This window comes from Pseudomonas alcaligenes, from assembly GCF_041729615.1.
Lineage (GTDB): Bacteria > Pseudomonadota > Gammaproteobacteria > Pseudomonadales > Pseudomonadaceae > Aquipseudomonas > Aquipseudomonas alcaligenes_B.
Genome location: NZ_CP154874.1, coordinates 3,060,687 through 3,079,037, shown reverse-complemented (window position 1 = coordinate 3,079,037; position 18,351 = coordinate 3,060,687). Strand labels below are relative to the sequence as shown.

The 18,351-nt window shown below is 69.2% G+C and carries 21 protein-coding genes, 1 pseudogene and 1 riboswitch; of the genes and pseudogenes, 15 read left to right on the top strand and 7 right to left on the bottom strand.

Annotated elements, in window-relative coordinates:
• The first annotated feature begins 105 nt into the window (after positions 1-105).
• Positions 106-1,689, top strand: a complete 1,584-nt coding sequence (locus AAG092_RS14850) for a peptide chain release factor 3 (protein ID WP_373387273.1) — start codon at positions 106-108, stop codon at positions 1,687-1,689.
• A 102-nt stretch (positions 1,690-1,791) separates the two neighbouring features.
• On the opposite strand, the gene AAG092_RS14845 is transcribed toward AAG092_RS14850, so the two are convergent.
• Positions 1,792-2,397, bottom strand: coding sequence for a PolC-type DNA polymerase III (locus AAG092_RS14845; RefSeq protein WP_373387272.1), 606 nt, complete (start codon positions 2,395-2,397; stop codon positions 1,792-1,794).
• A gap of 9 nt (positions 2,398-2,406) precedes the next feature.
• Positions 2,407-2,884, bottom strand: a pseudogene (locus tag AAG092_RS14840) (NYN domain-containing protein).
• A 107-nt stretch (positions 2,885-2,991) separates the two neighbouring features.
• On the opposite strand from AAG092_RS14840, the gene AAG092_RS14835 reads away from it, so the two are divergent.
• Complete coding sequence (locus AAG092_RS14835) at positions 2,992-3,666, top strand: hypothetical protein (RefSeq protein WP_110683779.1); 675 nt, start codon at positions 2,992-2,994, stop codon at positions 3,664-3,666.
• 69 nt (positions 3,667-3,735) lie between these two features.
• Complete coding sequence (locus AAG092_RS14830) at positions 3,736-4,170, top strand: VOC family protein (RefSeq protein ID WP_373387271.1); 435 nt, start codon at positions 3,736-3,738, stop codon at positions 4,168-4,170.
• Positions 4,171-4,172: 2 nt separating this feature from the next.
• On the opposite strand, the gene AAG092_RS14825 is transcribed toward AAG092_RS14830, so the two are convergent.
• Positions 4,173-5,015: an SDR family oxidoreductase gene (locus AAG092_RS14825; protein WP_373387270.1), complete on the bottom strand. Its 843-nt coding sequence runs from the start codon at positions 5,013-5,015 to the stop codon at positions 4,173-4,175.
• Positions 5,016-5,171: 156 nt separating this feature from the next.
• Here AAG092_RS14825 and AAG092_RS14820 point away from each other — a divergent pair, with 156 nt between their 5' ends.
• Positions 5,172-5,876 (top strand): bifunctional lytic transglycosylase/amino acid ABC transporter substrate-binding protein, encoded by a 705-nt coding sequence (locus AAG092_RS14820; protein WP_373387269.1) that lies wholly within the window; start codon positions 5,172-5,174, stop codon positions 5,874-5,876.
• Here the strand turns inward: AAG092_RS14820 and hrpB are convergent.
• Positions 5,873-8,392, bottom strand: coding sequence for an ATP-dependent helicase HrpB (gene hrpB / locus AAG092_RS14815; RefSeq protein ID WP_373387268.1), 2,520 nt, complete (start codon positions 8,390-8,392; stop codon positions 5,873-5,875). The two genes, AAG092_RS14820 and hrpB, sit on opposite strands and share 4 nt — an antisense overlap.
• Before the next feature lie 105 nt (positions 8,393-8,497).
• Here hrpB and AAG092_RS14810 point away from each other — a divergent pair, with 105 nt between their 5' ends.
• From AAG092_RS14810 to AAG092_RS14780, 7 genes are all read left to right on the top strand, one after another.
• Positions 8,498-8,914 carry a polyribonucleotide nucleotidyltransferase gene (locus AAG092_RS14810; RefSeq protein ID WP_110683774.1) on the top strand — a complete coding sequence of 139 codons (417 nt, stop codon included), beginning with the start codon at positions 8,498-8,500 and terminating at the stop codon, positions 8,912-8,914.
• Positions 8,914-9,417, top strand: coding sequence for a DinB family protein (locus AAG092_RS14805; protein WP_373387267.1), 504 nt, complete (start codon positions 8,914-8,916; stop codon positions 9,415-9,417). The genes AAG092_RS14810 and AAG092_RS14805 overlap by 1 nt, the downstream gene beginning before the upstream one ends.
• The gene (locus tag AAG092_RS14800) at positions 9,414-10,298 is read left to right on the top strand and encodes a cation diffusion facilitator family transporter (RefSeq protein WP_373387266.1); all 885 of its coding nucleotides are present in this window, start codon (positions 9,414-9,416) and stop codon (positions 10,296-10,298) included. The genes AAG092_RS14805 and AAG092_RS14800 overlap by 4 nt, the downstream gene beginning before the upstream one ends.
• Positions 10,299-10,535: 237 nt before the next feature.
• Positions 10,536-10,955, top strand: a complete 420-nt coding sequence (locus AAG092_RS14795) for an MAPEG family protein (RefSeq protein ID WP_373387265.1) — start codon at positions 10,536-10,538, stop codon at positions 10,953-10,955.
• A gap of 319 nt (positions 10,956-11,274) precedes the next feature.
• Positions 11,275-11,754, top strand: coding sequence for an Lrp/AsnC family transcriptional regulator (locus AAG092_RS14790; RefSeq protein WP_110683770.1), 480 nt, complete (start codon positions 11,275-11,277; stop codon positions 11,752-11,754).
• Between the two features lie 78 nt (positions 11,755-11,832).
• Complete coding sequence (locus AAG092_RS14785; RefSeq protein WP_076428312.1) at positions 11,833-12,051, top strand: DUF2788 domain-containing protein; 219 nt, start codon at positions 11,833-11,835, stop codon at positions 12,049-12,051.
• Between the two features lie 84 nt (positions 12,052-12,135).
• A complete protein-coding gene (locus AAG092_RS14780; RefSeq protein WP_373387264.1) occupies positions 12,136-12,528 on the top strand; it encodes a globin in 393 nt (130 codons plus the stop codon).
• Positions 12,529-12,535: 7 nt separating this feature from the next.
• Here the strand turns inward: AAG092_RS14780 and AAG092_RS14775 are convergent, their stop codons facing one another.
• The gene (locus AAG092_RS14775; RefSeq protein WP_373389601.1) at positions 12,536-13,105 is read right to left on the bottom strand and encodes a pseudouridine synthase; all 570 of its coding nucleotides are present in this window, start codon (positions 13,103-13,105) and stop codon (positions 12,536-12,538) included.
• Positions 13,106-13,283: 178 nt separating this feature from the next.
• Here AAG092_RS14775 and AAG092_RS14770 point away from each other — a divergent pair, with 178 nt between their 5' ends.
• Complete coding sequence (locus AAG092_RS14770; RefSeq protein WP_373387263.1) at positions 13,284-14,309, top strand: NAD(P)-dependent alcohol dehydrogenase; 1,026 nt, start codon at positions 13,284-13,286, stop codon at positions 14,307-14,309.
• Positions 14,306-14,782, top strand: a complete 477-nt coding sequence (locus tag AAG092_RS14765; protein WP_373387262.1) for a GNAT family N-acetyltransferase — start codon at positions 14,306-14,308, stop codon at positions 14,780-14,782. Before AAG092_RS14770 ends, AAG092_RS14765 begins: the two co-directional genes overlap by 4 nt.
• 103 nt (positions 14,783-14,885) lie before the next feature.
• On the opposite strand, the gene amn is transcribed toward AAG092_RS14765, so the two are convergent.
• Positions 14,886-16,352 carry an AMP nucleosidase gene (gene amn, locus AAG092_RS14760; protein ID WP_373387261.1) on the bottom strand — a complete coding sequence of 489 codons (1,467 nt, stop codon included), beginning with the start codon at positions 16,350-16,352 and terminating at the stop codon, positions 14,886-14,888.
• Positions 16,353-16,464: 112 nt separating this feature from the next.
• On the opposite strand from amn, the gene AAG092_RS14755 reads away from it, so the two are divergent.
• Positions 16,465-17,163, top strand: a complete 699-nt coding sequence (locus AAG092_RS14755) for a hypothetical protein (protein ID WP_373387260.1) — start codon at positions 16,465-16,467, stop codon at positions 17,161-17,163.
• A 6-nt stretch (positions 17,164-17,169) separates the two neighbouring features.
• On the opposite strand, the gene AAG092_RS14750 is transcribed toward AAG092_RS14755, so the two are convergent.
• Positions 17,170-17,850, bottom strand: a complete 681-nt coding sequence (locus tag AAG092_RS14750; protein WP_373387259.1) for an energy-coupling factor ABC transporter permease — start codon at positions 17,848-17,850, stop codon at positions 17,170-17,172.
• A 53-nt stretch (positions 17,851-17,903) separates the two neighbouring features.
• A riboswitch (cobalamin riboswitch) is annotated at positions 17,904-18,102 on the bottom strand.
• A gap of 100 nt (positions 18,103-18,202) precedes the next feature.
• Between AAG092_RS14750 and AAG092_RS14745 the strand changes: the two genes are divergently transcribed.
• Complete coding sequence (locus tag AAG092_RS14745) at positions 18,203-18,340, top strand: hypothetical protein (RefSeq protein WP_181418818.1); 138 nt, start codon at positions 18,203-18,205, stop codon at positions 18,338-18,340.
• Positions 18,341-18,351: the final 11 nt, after the last annotated feature.

Here is an 18,351-nt window from a genome sequence, read left to right as displayed (position 1 = left end):
CAGGCCTGGCGCGGCCGCGACGAAACGGGAACAGGCCCCGGCCATTACCGGTATAATCGCCGCCTTTTTTGACACTCCGACGACCGAGTCGACAGGTTTTCCGCCATGAGCATCCAGGCCGCAGAAGTCGCCAAACGCCGCACGTTCGCGATCATTTCCCACCCCGACGCCGGTAAGACCACCATCACCGAGAAGCTGCTGCTGATGGGCAAGGCGATCGAGGTCGCCGGTACGGTGAAGTCGCGCAAGTCCGACCGCCATGCCACCTCCGACTGGATGGAGATGGAAAAGCAGCGCGGCATCTCCATCACCACCTCGGTGATGCAGTTCCCCTACCGCGAGCACATGGTCAACCTGCTCGACACCCCCGGCCACGAAGACTTCTCGGAAGACACCTACCGCACCCTGACCGCGGTGGACTCGGCGCTGATGGTGCTCGACGGCGGCAAGGGCGTGGAGCCGCGCACCATCGCCCTGATGGAAGTGTGCCGCCTGCGCGACACGCCCATTGTGAGCTTCATCAACAAGCTCGACCGCGACATCCGCGACCCGATCGAACTGCTCGACGAGATCGAGGCGGTGCTGAAGATCAAGGCGGCGCCGATCACCTGGCCGATCGGCTGCTACCGCGACTTCAAGGGCGTGTACCACCTGCACGAGGACAAGATCATCGTCTACGTGCCGGGCCACGGCCACGAGCGCACCGAGCAGAAGGTGATCAACAAGCTGGACTCCGACGAGGCGCGCGCCCACCTGGGCGACATGTACGAGCGCTTCATCGAGGAACTGGAACTGGTCCAGGGCGCCTGCCACGAGTTCGACCAGGCCGCCTTCCTCAAGGGCGAGATGACCCCGGTGTTCTTCGGCACCGCGCTGGGCAACTTCGGCGTCGACCAGGTGCTCGACTGCATCGTCGACTGGGCCCCTCAGCCGCTGTCGCGCGCCGCCCACGAGCGCGTGGTGGAGCCGGTGGAAGAGAAGTTCAGCGGCTTCGTATTCAAGATCCAGGCGAACATGGACCCCAAGCACCGCGACCGCATCGCCTTCATGCGCATCTGCTCGGGCAAGTACGAGAAGGGCATGAAGATGCGCCATGTGCGCATCAAGAAGGACCTGAAGATCGCCGACGCCCTGACCTTCTTCTCCAGCGAGCGCGAGCAGCTGGAAGAGGCCTATGCCGGCGACATCATCGGCCTGCACAACCACGGCACCATCCAGATCGGCGACACCTTCACCGAAGGCGAGGTGCTGGGCTTCACCGGCATCCCCCACTTCGCCCCGGAACTGTTCCGCCGCGTGCGCCTGAAGGACCCACTGAAATCCAAGCAGCTGCGCCAGGGCCTGCAGGAACTGGCCGAGGAAGGCGCGACCCAGGTGTTCTTCCCCGAGCGCAACAACGACATCATCCTCGGCGCCGTCGGTGTGCTGCAGTTCGATGTGGTCGCCAGCCGCCTCAAGGAGGAATACAAGGTCGAGTGTGCCTACGAGGCGATCAACGTCTGGTCGGCGCGCTGGATCGAGTGCAGCGACGAGAAGAAGCTCAAGGAGTTCAAGGACAAGGCCTTCGAGAACCTGGCGGTGGATGGCGGCGGCCACCTCACCTACCTGGCACCGACCCGGGTCAACCTGAGCCTGATGGAAGAGCGCTGGCCGGACATCACCTTCCGCGCCACCCGCGAGCACCACTGACAGACAAACGCCCCGGCCAAGCCGGGGCGTTTCGTTTCAGGACCGCCGAGATCGGCTTCCTCCCCACTCCAGTCACTCCCCTGCAGGGCCAAACACGCCTGCTTAAACGCTGGCCCGCAGCAACGCCCGCACCTTGGCCGCCGAAAGCTTCTGCAGCCCGCACAGGTAGTCGTGATCGGCGCGGATGTCGTGGCGCTCCCACAGCAACGCCTGCAGGTGCAGCGTCAGGTTGGCCGCCATCTCGGCATCGGCCAGCGCGCGGTGGGCCTGGCCAGTGCTGGGCAGCCCGACCCAGCGGTTGAGGTTGCCCAGCTTGTGGCTCGGCGCCTCGGGCAGCAGGCGCCGCGACAGCAGCAGCGAACAGGCGAAGTCACGGCTGCGGCGACGCCCCAGCAGGCCCAGCTCGGCATCCCAGAACTTGCTGTCGAACGCCGCGTTATGCGCCAGCAGCGGCGCCTCGCCGATGAACTCGGCCGCCTCCGCCATCACCTGCGCCACTGGCGGCGCGCTGCGCACCATGGCGTTGCTGATGCCAGTGAGCTGCTCGATGAAGGGCGGCACCCAGGCACCGGCATTCATCAGGCTCTGGTAGCGGGCGACGATGCGCCCGTCCTCGATCATGGCCACGCCGATCTCGGTCGGTCGCGCGCCCTGGGCCGGCGACATGCCGGTGGTCTCGAAGTCGATCACGGCGATGCGATCTGCCATCGGTTGTCCTCAGTTCTTCAGCAACAGGTCGCCGGCGACTGGCACGAAGCGGTCGGCGGCGCGGATCAGGGAATGCGCGGTGAGGCCCTCGACGCCATACACGCTGCAGAGCACCCCATGACGGGCGCGCGCGCTGCAGCAGCAGGTCGAAGTCGCCGTCGCCGGAGGCCAGCACCACCTCGTCCACCCGCTCGGCGGCATCCATCACATCCAGGGCGATGCCGACATCCCAGTCGCCCTTGGCCGAGCCGTCGCTGCGCTGGATGTAGGGCTTGAGCAGCACCTCGAAACCGAGGTTGCGCAGGATCTGCTGGAACTGGCGCTGCCTGGCGTCACCACGGTCGATGGCGTAGGCACGCGCCTCGACTATCTCGCCCCGGGCCGCCACCTGGCGCCACAGCTCGGCATAGTGGAAGTGGCAGCCATGGGCCTGGCGCACGGTGTAGTAGAGGTTCTGCACATCGGCGAACAGGGCGATTCTTTTCACGGGGCGTGGCCAGGCGAAGGGAGCGGCATTATGCGAAAGACCGGCATGTTCGTCGCCCCCGGCCATCGGCTAAAGTGAATCCAGTAGTACTGCCGCGATGCCTGCCGATGAATCCGTTGACCGTTCTGCGCGATGCCCTGCACTTCTTCAGCCGCCACCTGGCCAGCATCGCCCCGCTGTGCCTGCCGCTGATCGCCGCCGAGTGTCTGGTGCGCGCCCTGGTCGCCAGCCTGGTCGACCCGGCCCACTCGCCAGCCTACGAGCTGCTGGTCGGGCTGTTCTTCTACCCGCTGTACAGCGCGGCGCTGATCCTGTTTCTCGATGCGCGCAGCCAGGGCCAGCGCCCGGCCACGCGCAACCTGCTGGCCGCCAGCCTGCCGCTGTGGCCGTCGTTCGCCGTGCTGGCCGGGCTGAGCACCCTGCTGATCATGCTCGGCGGCGCGCTGTTTCTGCCGCTGGCCCTGTACCTGATGGTCAAGCTGGCCTTCTCCGAATACCTGCTGGTGCTGCGCGGCCTGGCGCCGCTACAGGCGATGCGCGAGAGCTTCCTGCTCAGCATCGGCCACTTCTGGTCGCTGCTGGCCTGCGTGCTGCTGGTCATAGTGCCGCTGTGGCTGCTGGACGACTGGACCCTGCAACTGCTCGGCGAGCAGCCCGACCCGGTTGGCAGCCTGCTGCTGGACATCGTCAACGGCTTCCTCCAGCTGTTCTCCACCGTGGTGCTGTTCCGCTGCTTCATGCTGTGCAGCCAGCAGCCGACCGAGGACAGCCACAGCAGTTGACCCGATCGACAGGAAATCCTCCGTGCCTTTGCTAGGCTTGGGACTTCCGTAACCCCAGGGAAGATCTCCATGTCCGAACAGAATCCGAGCATCCTCTCGCACGTGTCCATTGGCACCAATCAGTTCGAACGGGCCGTGGCCTTCTACGACAAGGTCCTGGCCACCCTCGGCTGCAAGCGCATCCTCGAGCACCCCGGTGCCGTGGCCTGGGGCCGCGAATACCCGGAATTCTGGGTACAGACGCCGATCGACGGCCAGCCGGCGAATGTCGGCAATGGCACCCACTTCGGCTTCGTCGCCGCGGACAAGCAGGCGGTGCACGCCTTCTATGACGCCGCCCTGGCCGCCGGCGCCAGCCCGGACGGCCCGCCCGGGCCGCGCCCGCACTACGGCGAGCCCTACTACGGCTGCTTCGTCCGCGACCTCGACGGGCACAAGATCGAGGCGGCCTACTGGGACATGGAGCTGGTCTACGAGCTGTACGTCGAACCGCACAGCCACTGAGTTCAGCGCGGCACGCTGCCCGGCTTGAGCCCGGACAGGCGCGGCAGCAGCACCCGCTCGAACAGGCGCGGGAAGAAGCGCGCCAGCAGGCGTGCCCGCCAGTTGACGTTGGACAGCACCAGCAGGCGCCGGCGCCTGAGCGCGCCACGGTAGATGGCCTCGGCCACGTCCTGGGCCGAGGCCACCTTGCCGATGGCCAGCGGCGGCTGCTGACTCACCGAACCATCGCCGACCAGGGCGTTCTTGCGCAGGTCGGTGGCGGTGAAGCCGGGGCACACCAGCATGACGTTGACCCCCGAGCCCTTGAGCTCGGCGCGCAGCGTCTCGAACAGGCCGTGCAGGGCGTGCTTGCTGGCGTTGTAGGCGCTGCGGTAGAGCAGCGGGGCGAAGCCGGACAGCGAGCTGAGCACCACCACCTGGCCGCGCCGGGCGATCAGGCTGGGCAGCGCCGCCTTGGTGCAGTGCACGGCGCCGAAGTAGTTGACCGCCATGATGCGCTGGAACACCGCCATCTCGGTCTCGGCGAAAGTGCTGCGATGAGTGATGCCGGCGTTGTTGACCAGCACGTCGATGCCACCGAAACGCTCCAGTGCCTGCGCCACGGCGCGCTGCACCGCCTGCGCATCGGCCACGTCGCAGACCAGGCCGAGCGCCTCGCAGTTGTGATGATCGCTCAGGTGCTGCACCAGGCTGTCCAGCCCATCGCGCTGCAGGTCGAGGATGACCAGACGCGCCCCGGCCTGGGCGAAGCGCATGGCCAGGGCGCGGCCGATGCCGGCGCAGCCCCCGGTGATCAGCACCACCTTGCGCTCGAAAACCTTGCTGGCGAACACCTTGCGATACATAAGCCCCCCCACGGCCAACCATCCGACTGGATTGAGCATAGCCGTCAGGCTGGACAAAGCGCCCCTAGCTCGCCATGCTCGGGTGAAAACGCACAACAAGACGGCATCAGCCGCGCGGTACCCGATGCGCAAGACCCTTCTCACTGTCCTGCTGGCGTGGCTGTGCTGCGCCCCTGCCCAGGCGCAACAGGCGCCGGAGCCGGCCATCAGCGTCGGCTACTACGAATTCCCCCCTACTCCTGGACCGACGAGCACGGCCTGCCACGCGGCTCCATCCTCGTCCTCACCGAACGCCTGCTGCGCCATGCCGGCTATCGCGGCCAATACCGCTCGCTGCCCAACGCCCGCCTGTACGCCGGCCTGCGCGATGGCAGCGTGCAGCTGTGGCCAGGCGCCGGCGGCAAGACCGAGCTGGACGGTCACACCTTCGAGGCGCGCAACGCCATCGGCGAGATCAAGCTGGCCCTGTACGCCCGGCCGGGACAGCCGGCACCGCGGATTCCCGACGATCTGCATGGCCGCGGCATCATCCTGATCAGTGGCTACAGCTACTGGCCGGCGGTGAACCGGCTGCTCGCCGACCGCAGCCTGGAACTGCGCCTGCACCGCACCAGCAGCCACCTGTCGGCCCTGGAGATGCTGCTGCGCCAACGCGGCGACTACCTGCTCGACTACCAGGACCCGGTGCGCCAGGCCAGCCGCACCCTGGGCCTGACAGAGCTGCCCTACACCGAACTGCAGAACCTGCAGCTGCGCCTGATCGCCTCGCGCAGCGCCGCCGGCAGCGCCGAGCTGCTGGAGGCCCTGGACCGCGCCTACGAGGAACTGCGCGCGGCCGGCGAAGACCTCGCGCTGGATTAGGTGCCGCGCGGCTTGGCCCGCGCCGTCGGCTCGGCCACCAGCGGATCGTCCGGCCAGTAGTGCTTGGGGTAGCGACCCTTGAGGTCCTTCTTCACCTCGGCATAGGTGTTGGCCCAGAAGCTGGCCAGGTCCTGGGTCACCTGCACCGGACGGCGCGCCGGCGACAACAGATGCAGCAGCACGCCCTGGCGGCCGCCGGCGATGCGCGGGGTGGCGGCCAGGCCGAACAGCTCCTGCAGGCGCACCGCCAGCACCGGCGGCGACTCAGAGTAATCGATGGCGATGCGCGAGCCGGACGGCACCTGCAGGTGCCGCGGCGCCAGCTCGTCCAGACGCTGCGGCAGCGGCCAGGGCAGCAGGCCGGCGAGCATGCCCGGCATGTCCAGATTGGCGAAATGGCTGAGGCGGCTGACCTTGCTTAAGAATGGCAGCAACCAGTCCTCCAGGGTCGCCAGCAGCGCAGTGTCGGACAGGTCCGGCCACTCGCTCTCACCCTTCTGCTTTAGATCCAGGCTCCGCAGCAGCGCCACCCGTGCCTGCCACTGGCGCAGCTCCGGGGTCCAGGGCAATAGCTCCAGACCCTTGCGCCGCACCAGGCCGAGCAGCGCGCGGCCGCGCGTGGCCTCGTCCAGGCCGCTCAGCGCCTCGCGGCTGAGCACCAGCTCGCCGACCCGACGCTGGCGCTCGGCGCGCAGCACGCCCTCGCGCTCGTCCCATTCCAGCTCCTCGCGCACGCTCACCTGCTCGGCCAGCACCGCGTCGAACAGCGCCGGGTCGAGGTCGGCGGCCAGGTAGATGCGCTCCTCGCGCTGGCCCTGGCGGCTGCCGAGATCGGCGATCACCAGCCACTCGTGCTTCATCAGTGCATCCGCCTCGCCGAACTGCGCGGCGCGGCCGTTGGCCAGGCGGTAGTCGCCACCACCGGCCTTGCGCTGGCGGGCGACCCGATCCGGGTAGGCGAAAGCCAGCAGCGCGCCGAGCCAGCACGGATGCTCGGGATCGGCCACCGCCTCACTCGGCGCGCCACGCAGATAGGAACGAAACTGCCGGGCCAGCTGCCGCGCGCGCTGCACGCCGCCGCGCGCGCCGCCGACGGCGCGCGACTCGCCGGACAGCAGGCTCATGCGGCTGTGCAGGTCGGCGCCGCCGCCGCGCAGGATATCGCGCTCGGACAGCAGCGCGGCGAGGTCCGCCGCCAGCGCGCCGAGGCCGAGGGCCTGGCCGCGCAGCAGCAGGTGGGCGATGCGCGGATGCGCCGGCAGCTCGGCCATGGCCTGGCCGTGGGCCGTCAGCGCGCCGCGTGCATCCAGAGCGCCGAGGCGCGCCAGCAGGTCGCGGCCCTGGGCGAAGGCGGCGGCCGGCGGCGCATCGAGCCAGGCCAGTTCGCCCGGCTGCACGCCCCAGCGCGCCAACTGCATGGCCAGGCCGGCCAGGTCAGCCTGGAGGATTTCCGCGGCACCATAGGCGGCCAGCTGCTCGTGCTGGCTCTGCGACCACAGCCGATAACACACGCCCGGCTCCAGGCGCCCGGCGCGGCCGGCGCGCTGGGTGGCCGAGGCGCGGGAGATGCGCTGGGTATCCAGGCGGGTCATGCCGCTGGCCGGGTCGAAGCGCGGCACCCGCGCGAGACCCGCGTCCACCACCACGCGCACGCCGTCGATGGTCAGGCTGGTCTCGGCGATGTTGGTGGCCAGCACCACCTTGCGCTGGCCGGCCGGAGCCGGCTCGATGGCCGCGCGCTGGGCAGACAGCTCCAGCTCGCTATGCAGGGGGCAGAGCAGCACCTCGGGGCGCTGGCCCAGGCTCTCCTGCAGCTGCTCATGCACCCGGCGGATCTCCGCCTGGCCGGGGAGGAACACCAGCAGGCTGCCCGGCTCGTCGGCCAGGGCCTGCAGCACCGTCTGCACCACCCGCGCCTCGATGCGTTCGCCCGGCTGCCAGGGCGCGCCCCAGCGCGTCTCTACCGGGTGCATGCGGCCCTGGCTGGAGACCACCGGCGCGTCACCGAGCAGCACGGACAGGCGCTCACCCTCCAGGGTCGCGGACATCAGCAGCACCTTGAGCGGCTCGTCACGCAGCAGCTCGCGGCCGTTCAGCGTCAGCGCCAGGGCCAGGTCGGCATCCAGGCTGCGCTCGTGGAATTCGTCGAAGATCACCAGGCCGACGCCCTCCAGCGCCGGGTCGTCCTGCAGGCGGCGGGCGAGGATGCCTTCGGTGACCACATCGATGCGGGTCTTCGGGCCGACCTTGCTGTCCAGGCGGATGCGGTAGCCCACCGTCTCGCCGACCTGCTCGCCCAGCTCGCTGGCCAGGCGCTCGGCAGCGGCGCGCGCGGCCAGCCGGCGCGGCTCCAGCATGAGGATGCGCTGCCCGGCGAGCCAGGGCTCGTGCAGCAGGGCCAGCGGCACGCGGGTGGTCTTGCCGGCGCCGGGCGGCGCCTCCAGCACGGCCTCGTGGCGTTCGGCCAGGGCGGCGCGCAGGGCGGGCAGTACGTCGTCGATGGGCAGGCGGTTCATGGCTTCTCCGGTTGGCCGGCGATTATACGAACCGCGACGGCGCCCGCGCATCCAACTGCAATGGCGGCCTTGCTATAGTGCCGCCCTCATTTTTCGGAGGTGCTTATGCCCAGCAAGACCCGCATCATCGGCAGTGTCGTCGCCCTCTCCCTGGTCACCCAGCTGACCGCCTGCGGCACCCTGTTCTTCCCCGACCGCCGCGGCCAGATCGAAGGTCGCATCGACCCGCTGGTGGCCGGCCTCAACGCCGTCGGCATCCTGTTCTACGTGATCCCCGGGCTGATCGCCTTCGGCATCGACTTCGCCACCGGCGCCATCTACCTGCCGAGCGACCAGTACAGCGTCGCCCCGGAGAAACTGCGCGAAGCCCTGGGCAGCGACGGACGCATCGACCATGCGCGACTCAAGGCCATCCTGCAGCAGGAGATCGGCCTGGACCTGCCGCTGGACGATCCGCGCCTGATCCAGCACAGTGGCAGCATCGAGCAGCTGGCCGCCTACGGCCTGCGCGCGGAGGCCTGATGCAGCATCTCGCCACTCACCTGCAGCGCCTGCTGGCCTATCACGGCTGGGCCTATGCGCGCCTGCTCGGCGAGCTGACGAGCCTGGACGAGGAGCAGTACCGCGCGCCCTGCGGGCTGTTCTTCGGCAGCATCCACGCCACCCTCAACCATCTGGCGGTGGCCGACCGCATCTGGCTGGCGCGGGTGCGCGACGAGGCGCAGCCGTTCGCCCGCCTGGATGCCGAGGCGGTGGCCGAGCGCGCCGCGCTGGAGAACTACCTGGAGGCCGGCGTCGCCGCCTGGCGCGACCACCTGGAAGGACTGGTCGACGTCGAGCTGCTGGCCCCGGTCGCCTACCGCAACATGGCCGGCGAGGCGCAACAGCGCTCGCGCCTGGAGATCGTCACCCACCTGGTCAACCACGGCACCCACCATCGCGGCCAGATCAGCGCCGCGCTGACCGCGATGGGCCGCCCGGCGCCGGTGCTGGACTACATCTACGCCCTGCCCGAGCTGCCATGACGCCACTGCCGCAACATGCGCACCTGATGCGCCTGGCCACCCGGGCGGCGCTCGCCACCGCCCTGCTGCTGGCCCTGGCCAAGGCCGTGGCCTGGTGGCTGAGCGGCTCGGTGAGCCTGCTCGCCGGTCTCACCGACTCGCTGCTGGACGGCGCCGCCTCGCTGCTCAACCTGATCGCCGTGCACTACGCCCTGCGCCCGGCCGACGAGGACCATCGCTACGGCCACGGCAAGGCCGAGGCCCTGGCCGGCCTGGCGCAGGCGCTGTTCGTCGGCGCCAGCGCGGTGCTGGTGGCGCTGCAAGCCATCGAGCGCCTGCAACACCCACAGCCGCTCGGCGCCCAGGCGCTGGGCATCGCGGTGATGCTGCTGTCGCTGGCCATGACGGTCGCCCTGCTGCTGTTCCAGCGCCACGTGGTGCGCGTCACCGGCTCCACGGCGGTGCGCGCCGACTCCCTGCACTACCGCTCCGACCTGCTGCTCAACAGCGGCATCCTGCTCGCCCTGGTGCTGGCCGGCCTCGGCTGGCAGCGCCTGGACCCGCTGTTCGGCTTAGGGATTGCCGCCTACATCCTGTGGAGCGCCATCAGCATCGTGCGCGAGGCAGTGGCGGTGCTGATGGACCAGGCATTGGCCCCGGAGCTGAGCGAGCGCATGCACCTGCTGGCCTGCGGCGTGCCCGGCGTGCTCGGCACCCATGACCTGCGCACACGGATCTCCGGCACCCACTGGTTCGTCCAGCTGCATGTGGAACTACCGAGCGAGCTCAGCCTGCGCCAGGCCAATGAGCTGTGCGTGCAGGTCGAGCAGGCCATCCGCGCCGAGTTCCCGCGCGCCGAGGTGCTGGTGCACGCCGACCCGAGCGAAGTCGTCCCCGGCTGACGGCCAGGGAAGCAGCGGCGTCAGGCCGAGCAACAGGAGCAGGCAGATATCGGCGATCACCAGGGTTTGGCGCATGAGGGAGCATCCAGAAAATCCTGGCGCCAGCCTCCCCGATCGCCGCGCCAGGCAGAGTAAAACCTGGGTAAAGATGCATCGGGGGCAGCCTCAAGAATGAACTAGAGCAATTACTCTAATAGTCCTAGACTGCGCGGCATAACAACAACACGAGGTGCCGCCATGAATCTTTCCCCCTCCGCCATCGCCCTGCTCGGCCTGGTCGCCTGGCCGCTGCTGCTGGTGTTCCTGATCATCAACCAACGCGGCCTGCTGGTGCTGGGTGGACGGATGAAGGTCAACGCCTTCGCCCCGGACGGCAGCAACACGCCGAGCGCCTTCGGCCAGCGCCTGGTGCGCGCCCACGCCAACTGCCTGGAGAACCTGCCGCTGCAGGCCGCCGTGCTGCTCTACGCCATGCACGCCGGGCAGACCGCGCTGACCGACCCGCTGGCGCTGGTGCTACTGGGCGCGCGCCTGTTCCAGTCGGCGATGCACCTGATCGGCACCAGCCCGCTGCTGGTCTGGCTGCGTTTCGCCGGCCTGCTGGCGCAGATGCTGATCCTCGCCTGGTGGCTGCTGCGCCTGAGCGGTCTGGCCTGATTCGCGGGCAAGAAAAAGGGGAGGCACCAGGCCTCCCCTTTTTCGTGTCCGGCACAGGCGATCGTGTCGCCGCTTTCCTCGCCCGCCTGGTTGGGCGGTGCGGACCCGGGAGCCTGCACGACCCGGTAGGGTCGCCGGCGCCGCGGCGCCTGATTGGGCGGCGCGGTTGGACGTGTCGTCCGGGCCATGAAACTGAGGGAAAGCTTAACCAGCCAGACATACCTAATGATTGCGAATATTGCTGACAACAAGCCTTCTTGCGCAATTTTCAATCACTGATAAATTGATCTGCGCAATCAGAACACAAAGAAGCCGCACCATGAACAAACTGGACCGCTACGACCTGCGCATCCTCGCCGAACTGCAGCGCGATGCGCGCATCTCCAACCAGGAGCTGGCCGAGCGCATCGGCCTGTCGCCGTCGCCCTGCTCGCGGCGGGTCAAGCAACTGGAGGACGATGGCTATATCCTGCGCCAGGTCGCCCTGCTGGACCGCAAGAAACTCGGCCTGTCGCTCACCGCCTTCGTCCTGATCGGCATGGACCGCCACACCCCGGAACGCTTCGAGCACTTCCAGGCGGTGATCCGCCAGTGCCCGGAGGTGCTGGAATGCAGCCTGGTGACCGGGATGGACGCCGACTACCAGCTCAAGGTGGTGGTGCCGGACATGGACCACTACCAGAAATTCCTCCTCGGCCAGCTGACCCGCATCGAGGGCGTCACCAGCGTGCGCTCCAGCTTCGTGCTCAACCAGGTGCTGTCCAGTACCGAGCTGCCCCTGGAGCACCTGCGCGGCTGATCGCCGCAGGCCTGGGTCTACTGCGCGGGCAGCGCCGGCGCGTATAATCGCGACCCGCTTTTCTGCCCCGAGGTCGCCATGGAAACCGAACAGTTCGAAGCCCTGATGATGTACGTCCTGGTCGGCGGGCTGATGGTGTTCATGGCCTTCATCATCTGGGACCTGGCGAAGAAGTCCAAGGCCGGCCGCCTCGGCACCGCCATCCTGTTCCTCGGCCTGGGCCTGTGCCTGTTCGCCTTCCTGGCCAAGCCGATCATCACCTACATCATCGAGATGGCCCGCGGCATCCACGGCTGAGGGTGTCGCCACCCGCGCCAGCAGCGTCTGACTCACCCACGGCAGCGTCTGGCACGCTGCCTTCCGCCCTTTTCAGGAGTCAGCATGAGCCCCGCCGACCTGGTGATGCAGAGCTATGGACGCTGCTGCGCCAGCCCCACCTTCTTCGATGATTTCTACCGCACCTTCCTCGACAGCTCGTCGCAGATCCGCGCCAAATTCGCCGAAACCGACATGCCGGCGCAGAAGCTGCTCCTGCGCCAGGGCATCCTCAACCTGGTGATGTACGCGCGCGGCATGTCCGACAGCAAGCTGCGCGCCCTGGGCGAGAGCCACTCGCGAGGCCGCCTGGACATTCGCCCGGAACTCTACGACCTGTGGCTGGACGCCCTGCTGCTGACCGTTTCCGGCCACGACCGCCAGTTCAACGAAAGCACCCGCAGTGCCTGGCGCGAGGTGCTGAACAAAGGCATCAGCGTGATCAAGGCCGGCTACTGAGCGAACCTCAGCGCAGCCTGGGCTCCAGCTCACGCCACTCGCCCGGCTGCAGCCCGTCCAGGCTCCAGGGGCCGATGCGCACCCGCACCAGGCGCAGGGTCGGCAGGCCCACGGCGGCGGTCATGCGCCGCACCTGGCGGTTGCGTCCCTCGCGGATCACCAGCTCCAGCCAGGCGGTCGGCACGCTCTTGCGAAAGCGCACCGGCGGATTTCTCTCCCACAGCTGCGGCTCCTCCAAGCGGCGCGCCTCGGCCGGCAGGGTCGGGCCGTCGTTGAGCTGCACGCCCTGACGCAGCTGCGCCAGCTGCTCCTCGCTCGGCTCGCCCTCCACCTGTACCCAGTAGGTCTTGGCCAGCTTGTGCCTGGGATCGGCGATCTGCGCCTGCAGGCGGCCGTCGTTGGTCAGCAGCAGCAGGCCCTCGCTGTCGCGGTCCAGGCGCCCGGCCGGGTAGACGCCGGGCACGGCGACGAAGTCCTTGAGGGTGGCGCGGCCCTGTTCGTCCTGGAACTGGGTGAGCACGTCGAACGGCTTGTTCAGCATGATCAGCCGCGGCTCGGCCGGCGGCGCCTTGGCCACCCGGCGCGGGGCGGGACGACGGGGCTGGGAGGGACGAGGTGGGCGCGCCATGCGGGCTCCGCGACTGAGGGAAAGCGCGCAGTTTAACCGAGCATCATCAAGCGCGTTGATGATGTGCCGCAGCGCCGCACATCCGGCTAAGCTGCTGCCATCGCATCGACTGCAGAGGACGCCGCACATGAGTACCGAACTCGCCACCTTCACCGGCTGGGCCGCCACCGCACCGGGCGCGCCGCTCGAACGCCACAGCTATGACCCCGGCCCGCTGGGCGCCGAGGAGGTCGAGGTGGCCGTGGAGTACTGCGGCATCTGCCACTCCGACCAGTCGATGATCGACAACGAGTGGGGCAACGCCCGCTATCCCTTCATCCCCGGCCACGAGGTGGTCGGCACCATCGTCCGCGCCGGCGAGCAGGTGCGCGGCCTCAAGCTCGGCCAGCGCGTCGGCATCGGCTGGTACAAGGGCAGCTGCATGCACTGCGGCTCGTGCATGGAAGGCTCGCACAACCTCTGTCGCACGGTGAAACCGACCATAGTCGGCAGCCACGGCGGCTTCGCCGATCGCCTGCGCGCGCACTGGGCCTGGGCCGTGCCGCTGCCGGCGGGTCTCGACCCGGCGCTGGTCGGCCCGCTGTTCTGCGCCGGTTCCACGGTGTTCAGCCCGCTGCAGGAGTTCGACGTCAAGCCCACCGATAGGGTCGGCGTGGTCGGCATCGGCGGCCTCGGCCACCTGGCCCTGCGCTTCCTCAACGCCTGGGGCTGCGAGGTCACCGCCTTCACCTCTTCGCTGAGCAAGCAGGAGGAAGCCATGCGCCTGGGCGCGCACAAGGTGGTGGCGTCCACCGACGGCAAGGCACTCAAGGCCATCGCCGGCACCCTCGACTTCCTGCTGGTCACCGCCAGCGCCGACCTGGACTGGAACGCGATGCTCGCCACCCTGCGCGGCAAGGGCCGCCTGCATTTCGTCGGCATAGTGCCGAGCGCCATCCCCACCCACGTGTTCAGCCTGATTCCGCAGCAGAAGAGCCTGTCCGGCTCGCCGGTAGGCTCGCCGTCGAGCATGGCGACCATGCTCGAGTTCTGCGCCCGCCACCAGATCCTGCCGCAAGTGGAGCACTTCCCGATGAGCCAGGTGAACGCCGCACTGGACCACCTGCGCGCCGGCAAGGCGCGCTACCGGGTGGTGCTGGACGCCAGCCGATGAGCGATCTGCTGCACTGGCGCCGCGCCCCAACCTGGCACCTGGGCGCGGTCGACGGCACCGACCGGCCGCGCCTGCTGGAAGTGTGGGAGGCGGCGGTGCGCGCCACCCACCACTTCCTCGCCGAGGAGGACATCCAGTTCTACCGGCGCATGCTCGCCGAGCAGTACTTCGACCTGGTGCGCCTGACCTGCCTGCGTGACGAGCAGGGCCGGCTGCAGGGCTTCTGCGGCACCGCCGAGGACCGCCTGGAGATGCTCTTCGTCGATCCGGCGCAGCACGGCCGCGGCCTGGGCAAGGCCCTGCTGCGCCACGCCATCGCGCACGACGGCGTGCGCCTGGTCGACGTCAACGAACAGAACCCTGGCGCCGTGGCCTTCTACCTGGCCCAGGGCTTCGAGCGGATCGGCCGCTCGCCGCTGGACGGCGCCGACCGGCCCTTCCCACTGCTGCATCTGCGCCTGCGCGGCGCCTGACCCGGCTCACCTACATCGCGCTGGGGTAGCCCGGATGCAATCCGGGAGCGGAGCTGTCTGCTTCCCGGATTGCATCCGGGCTAGGGTTGCGCCTCCGTGGCCCTTAGCGGAACGGCGGCTCGTCGAAGCTGCGCAGCTTGCGCGAGTGCAGCGAGTCAAGCTGGCAGCGCAGGCGGTCGAGGGCGGCGATACCGATCGCCAGGTGCTGGCTGACCGCGCGCTGGTAGAAGCCGGTGGCCGAGCCGGGCAGCTTGATCTCGCTGTGCAGCGGCTTGTCCGACACGCACAGCAGGGTGCCGTAGGGCACGCGCAGGCGGTAGCCCTGGGCGGCGATGGTGCCGCTCTCCATGTCCACCGCCACGGCGCGGGCCAGGTTGATCAGCGGCCGCTCATGGGCCCAGTGCAGCTCCCAGTTGCGGTCGTCGTAAGTCAGCACAGTGCCGGTGCGCAGGCGCTTCTTCAGAGTCTCGCCACGCTCGCCGGTGACCTGTGCCGCCGCGTCCTGCAGGGCCTGCTGCACCTCGGCCAGGGCCGGGATGGGAATGTGCGGCGGCAGCACCCGGTCCAGTATGCCGTCCCTGCGCATGTAGGCGTGGGCCAGCACGTAGTCGCCGATGGTCTGCGATTGGCGCAGGCCGCCGCAGTGGCCGATCATCAGCCAGCAGTGCGGGCGCAGCACGGCCAGATGGTCGGTGATGTTCTTGGCGTTGGACGGGCCGACGCCGATGTTGACCAGGGTGATGCCGTGGCCGTCGGCGGCGATCAGGTGGTAGGCCGGCATCTGGTAGCGGTGCCAGACCACCGCGTCGGCCACCGCCTGGGCATCCTCCTCCGAGGTGCCGCGCTCGATGATCACGTTGCCCGGCAGCACCATGCGCACGAAGCGCGGGTTCTCGCGCAGCTGCTCCAGGCCGTGGCGGATGAACTGGTCGACATAGCGGTGGTAATTGGTCAGCAGGATCCACGGCTGCACGTGACGCCAGTCGCTGCCGGTGTAGTGCACCAGGCGGCGCAGGGAGAAGTCGGTGCGCGCCGCGTCGAACAGCGCCAGCGGCAGGTCGCCGCTGTCGCCCCAGTCGTACAGGCCGTCGGCCACCGAGTCGGTGGCGGCGGACAGGTCGGTGCTGGGGAACACCCGCGCCAGCTCGGCGGCGCTCACCCCGGAACCGGCCAGCTCGTCGCCCTGCTCGACCACATAGGGATAGGGAATGTTCTGCTGGCTGAAGCCGACCTCGACGGTGACGGTGAAGTCCTCCATCAGCGGGCGCAGCTGGTCCAGCAGGTAGCCGCGAAAGTCCTGCGGGTGGGTCACGGTGACCCGGTAGGTGCCCGGCACCTGCACCTTGGCGTAGGCGCGCACGCTGCTCGGCACCTCGCCCTGGCAGTGGTAGGTCAGGCGCAGCTCGGGGTAGCGGAACAGCGCGCGCTCGTCCTCGCCGGGCTGGCTGCGTTCCTTGAGGTAGAGCTTGAGCGCCAGGCTCAGCGCGCCGCTGGCCTGACGATGCAGCTCGGCGAGGCGCTCGACGGCCTCCTCGGCGGTACGGGCGACGACGAAATCGGTAGCACTCACGGGGCAGCTTCCTGGCTGTGGCGATGGCCCTATCTTGCGCCTCGGCGCCCGCCGCCGGCAAACCCGGCGCGGGCCATCTAGGCTTGTCCTAACGCCGCCAAGGAGAGCCGCCGTGTGCCGTCTGCCGATCCTCTGCCTGCTGCTTGCCGCCCCGGCCCTGGCCGCCGAGCTGGATGGTCGCTACCAGGGCACGCTGGACGAGCGGCCGACCGAGCTGATCCTGCGCAGCCAGGAGCAGCGGGTGGAGGGCGAATACCGCGAGGGCAGCCGCAGCTTCCGCCTCAGCGGCAGCTTCGATGGCCAGGCGCTGCAGGCGCAGATCAGCGATGCGGATTCAGGCCAGGTGCTGGCCAACATGAACGCCAACTACGCCAACGACATGCTCGCCGCCAGCCTGGCCGCGCGCGACCCCGCCAGCGGCGCGACGCTGGTGCGCGAAGGCCTGTTCCAGCGGGTCGCCCCGCCGCCACCGCCGGCCGACCCCGACCACGACCCGAGCCTGGTCGGCACCTGGGTCTACGAGCAGGACGGCGATGCGGCGCTGGGCGGGCCGGGCAGCGTGACCACCCTGCGCATCCGCGCCGACGGCAGCATCGACCAGTGGCGCCGCAGCGTCAGCGGCGGCAGCGAGTGGAGCTACGACCGCCCCGGCGAGCTGCAGTACAGCGGGCGCTGGCGCAGCGAGCAGGGCCTGCTGCTGGTGCAGCTGAAGGGCGCGCGCGAGTACCAGCCGGCGGCGCGCTACCGCTTCCGCGCGCCCTTCCTGGTGACCGAGAGCAACACCGGCGAGATGCTCTGGCAGCGGCGCTGAACGACCTCAGGCCGGCTGGTGCAGGCGCACGTTGAACAGCGGTCCCTGGCTGTAGCGGGCCAGGGTCTTGGCGGCGGCCAGCACACCCAGGTCGATCAGCGGCTCGAGCAGGATCACGCTCATGTAGGCCAGGCCGAAGCTGCCGACGGACAGCAGATTCTCGGCGGAGAAGCCGTTGCCGTAGAAGGCCCAGAAGGCCACCCAGGCGACGATGCCGCCCTGGTAGGCGGTGGACAGCGCCAGGGCCTGCCTGTAGCTGGTGTCCACATAGGCGGTGCGCGCCGGGATGATGCGCCGGGCCAGCAGGTGGATACCCCACAGCGGCAACAGCAGGGTGGTGACGTTCATGCCGTACTGCGGCAGGTCGAACGGGGCGAACAGCAGGCCCTGCAGCAGCAGGCCGGCGGCCAGGCCGATGGCCGCGGCGCCGGCGCCGAACAGCAGCAGCAGGGTCGAGCCGAGGATCAGGTGGACTTCCGAGACGCCCACCGGATGGTGCGGCAGGACCTCGAAGAAGCAGAACACCAGGGCCGTGGTGAGCAGGCTGCGCAGGGCCAGGGCAGCTGCCCCGCCATTGTCGCGCAGGCTGTCGCGGGCGAGCTTGGCCGTGAGCGCGAAGGCGCCTGCGGCGGTGGCATAACTGAGGAAGAGCTTGGCGCCGGCAACGACGTCGGGTTCGATGTGCATGAGGGTTCCTTGGTCGCGCCCACCGCGCGACGGTTCGGATGGAGGAATGGGCGCGAACGCCCGCAGGCGATGGCAGGTCTCCTGGCTCGCGGCTTGGCACTTCGCCCGCCTTCCCAGCCGTTCGGGCCAGTGGCGTGTGGGCGTCGTTCGCCGCTTACAGTTGCGGGGGCAGCCAGGGCATTGGCGACACGCGCCGCACCCTGTTCCCTTTTCATCCGCCCGAGGGGCGGAACCATCGGCGGCCACCTTAGCGCCATGCGCCGGCAAAAGACAGCCCGTCCGCCACGCATTGACCCCGGCCAGGCCCCGTCCTAGACTGCGCGCCCTACAGATCACGCCGTCCACCGCCGCCATGTCGTCGCTCGCCCACCTGCCCTGCTCCGCCCAGCCCGACCCGCGGCTGCTGGCGCGCACCTGGCCGCGTGACGCCCTGCAACGCCGCCGGCGCAGCGTACTGTTCGCCTTCACCTTCTCTCCCCCCGCCGCCTGAACGCGCCTCTG

Coding starts and splice junctions, on each gene's coding strand:
- AAG092_RS14830 (WP_373387271.1), top strand. CDS start 3,736: ATGTCCGAACAGAATCCGAGCATCCTCTCGCACGTGTCCATTGGCACC.
- hrpB (WP_373387268.1), bottom strand. CDS start 8,392: ATGAACCGCCTGCCCATCGACGACGTACTGCCCGCCCTGCGCGCCGCC.
- AAG092_RS14790 (WP_110683770.1), top strand. CDS start 11,275: ATGAACAAACTGGACCGCTACGACCTGCGCATCCTCGCCGAACTGCAG.
- AAG092_RS14850 (WP_373387273.1), top strand. CDS start 106: ATGAGCATCCAGGCCGCAGAAGTCGCCAAACGCCGCACGTTCGCGATC.
- AAG092_RS14810 (WP_110683774.1), top strand. CDS start 8,498: ATGCCCAGCAAGACCCGCATCATCGGCAGTGTCGTCGCCCTCTCCCTG.
- AAG092_RS14765 (WP_373387262.1), top strand. CDS start 14,306: ATGAGCGATCTGCTGCACTGGCGCCGCGCCCCAACCTGGCACCTGGGC.
- AAG092_RS14805 (WP_373387267.1), top strand. CDS start 8,914: ATGCAGCATCTCGCCACTCACCTGCAGCGCCTGCTGGCCTATCACGGC.
- AAG092_RS14845 (WP_373387272.1), bottom strand. CDS start 2,397: ATGGCAGATCGCATCGCCGTGATCGACTTCGAGACCACCGGCATGTCG.
- AAG092_RS14795 (WP_373387265.1), top strand. CDS start 10,536: ATGAATCTTTCCCCCTCCGCCATCGCCCTGCTCGGCCTGGTCGCCTGG.
- AAG092_RS14825 (WP_373387270.1), bottom strand. CDS start 5,015: ATGTATCGCAAGGTGTTCGCCAGCAAGGTTTTCGAGCGCAAGGTGGTG.
- AAG092_RS14745 (WP_181418818.1), top strand. CDS start 18,203: ATGTCGTCGCTCGCCCACCTGCCCTGCTCCGCCCAGCCCGACCCGCGG.
- AAG092_RS14780 (WP_373387264.1), top strand. CDS start 12,136: ATGAGCCCCGCCGACCTGGTGATGCAGAGCTATGGACGCTGCTGCGCC.
- AAG092_RS14835 (WP_110683779.1), top strand. CDS start 2,992: ATGAATCCGTTGACCGTTCTGCGCGATGCCCTGCACTTCTTCAGCCGC.
- AAG092_RS14785 (WP_076428312.1), top strand. CDS start 11,833: ATGGAAACCGAACAGTTCGAAGCCCTGATGATGTACGTCCTGGTCGGC.
- AAG092_RS14770 (WP_373387263.1), top strand. CDS start 13,284: ATGAGTACCGAACTCGCCACCTTCACCGGCTGGGCCGCCACCGCACCG.
- AAG092_RS14750 (WP_373387259.1), bottom strand. CDS start 17,850: ATGCACATCGAACCCGACGTCGTTGCCGGCGCCAAGCTCTTCCTCAGT.
- AAG092_RS14800 (WP_373387266.1), top strand. CDS start 9,414: ATGACGCCACTGCCGCAACATGCGCACCTGATGCGCCTGGCCACCCGG.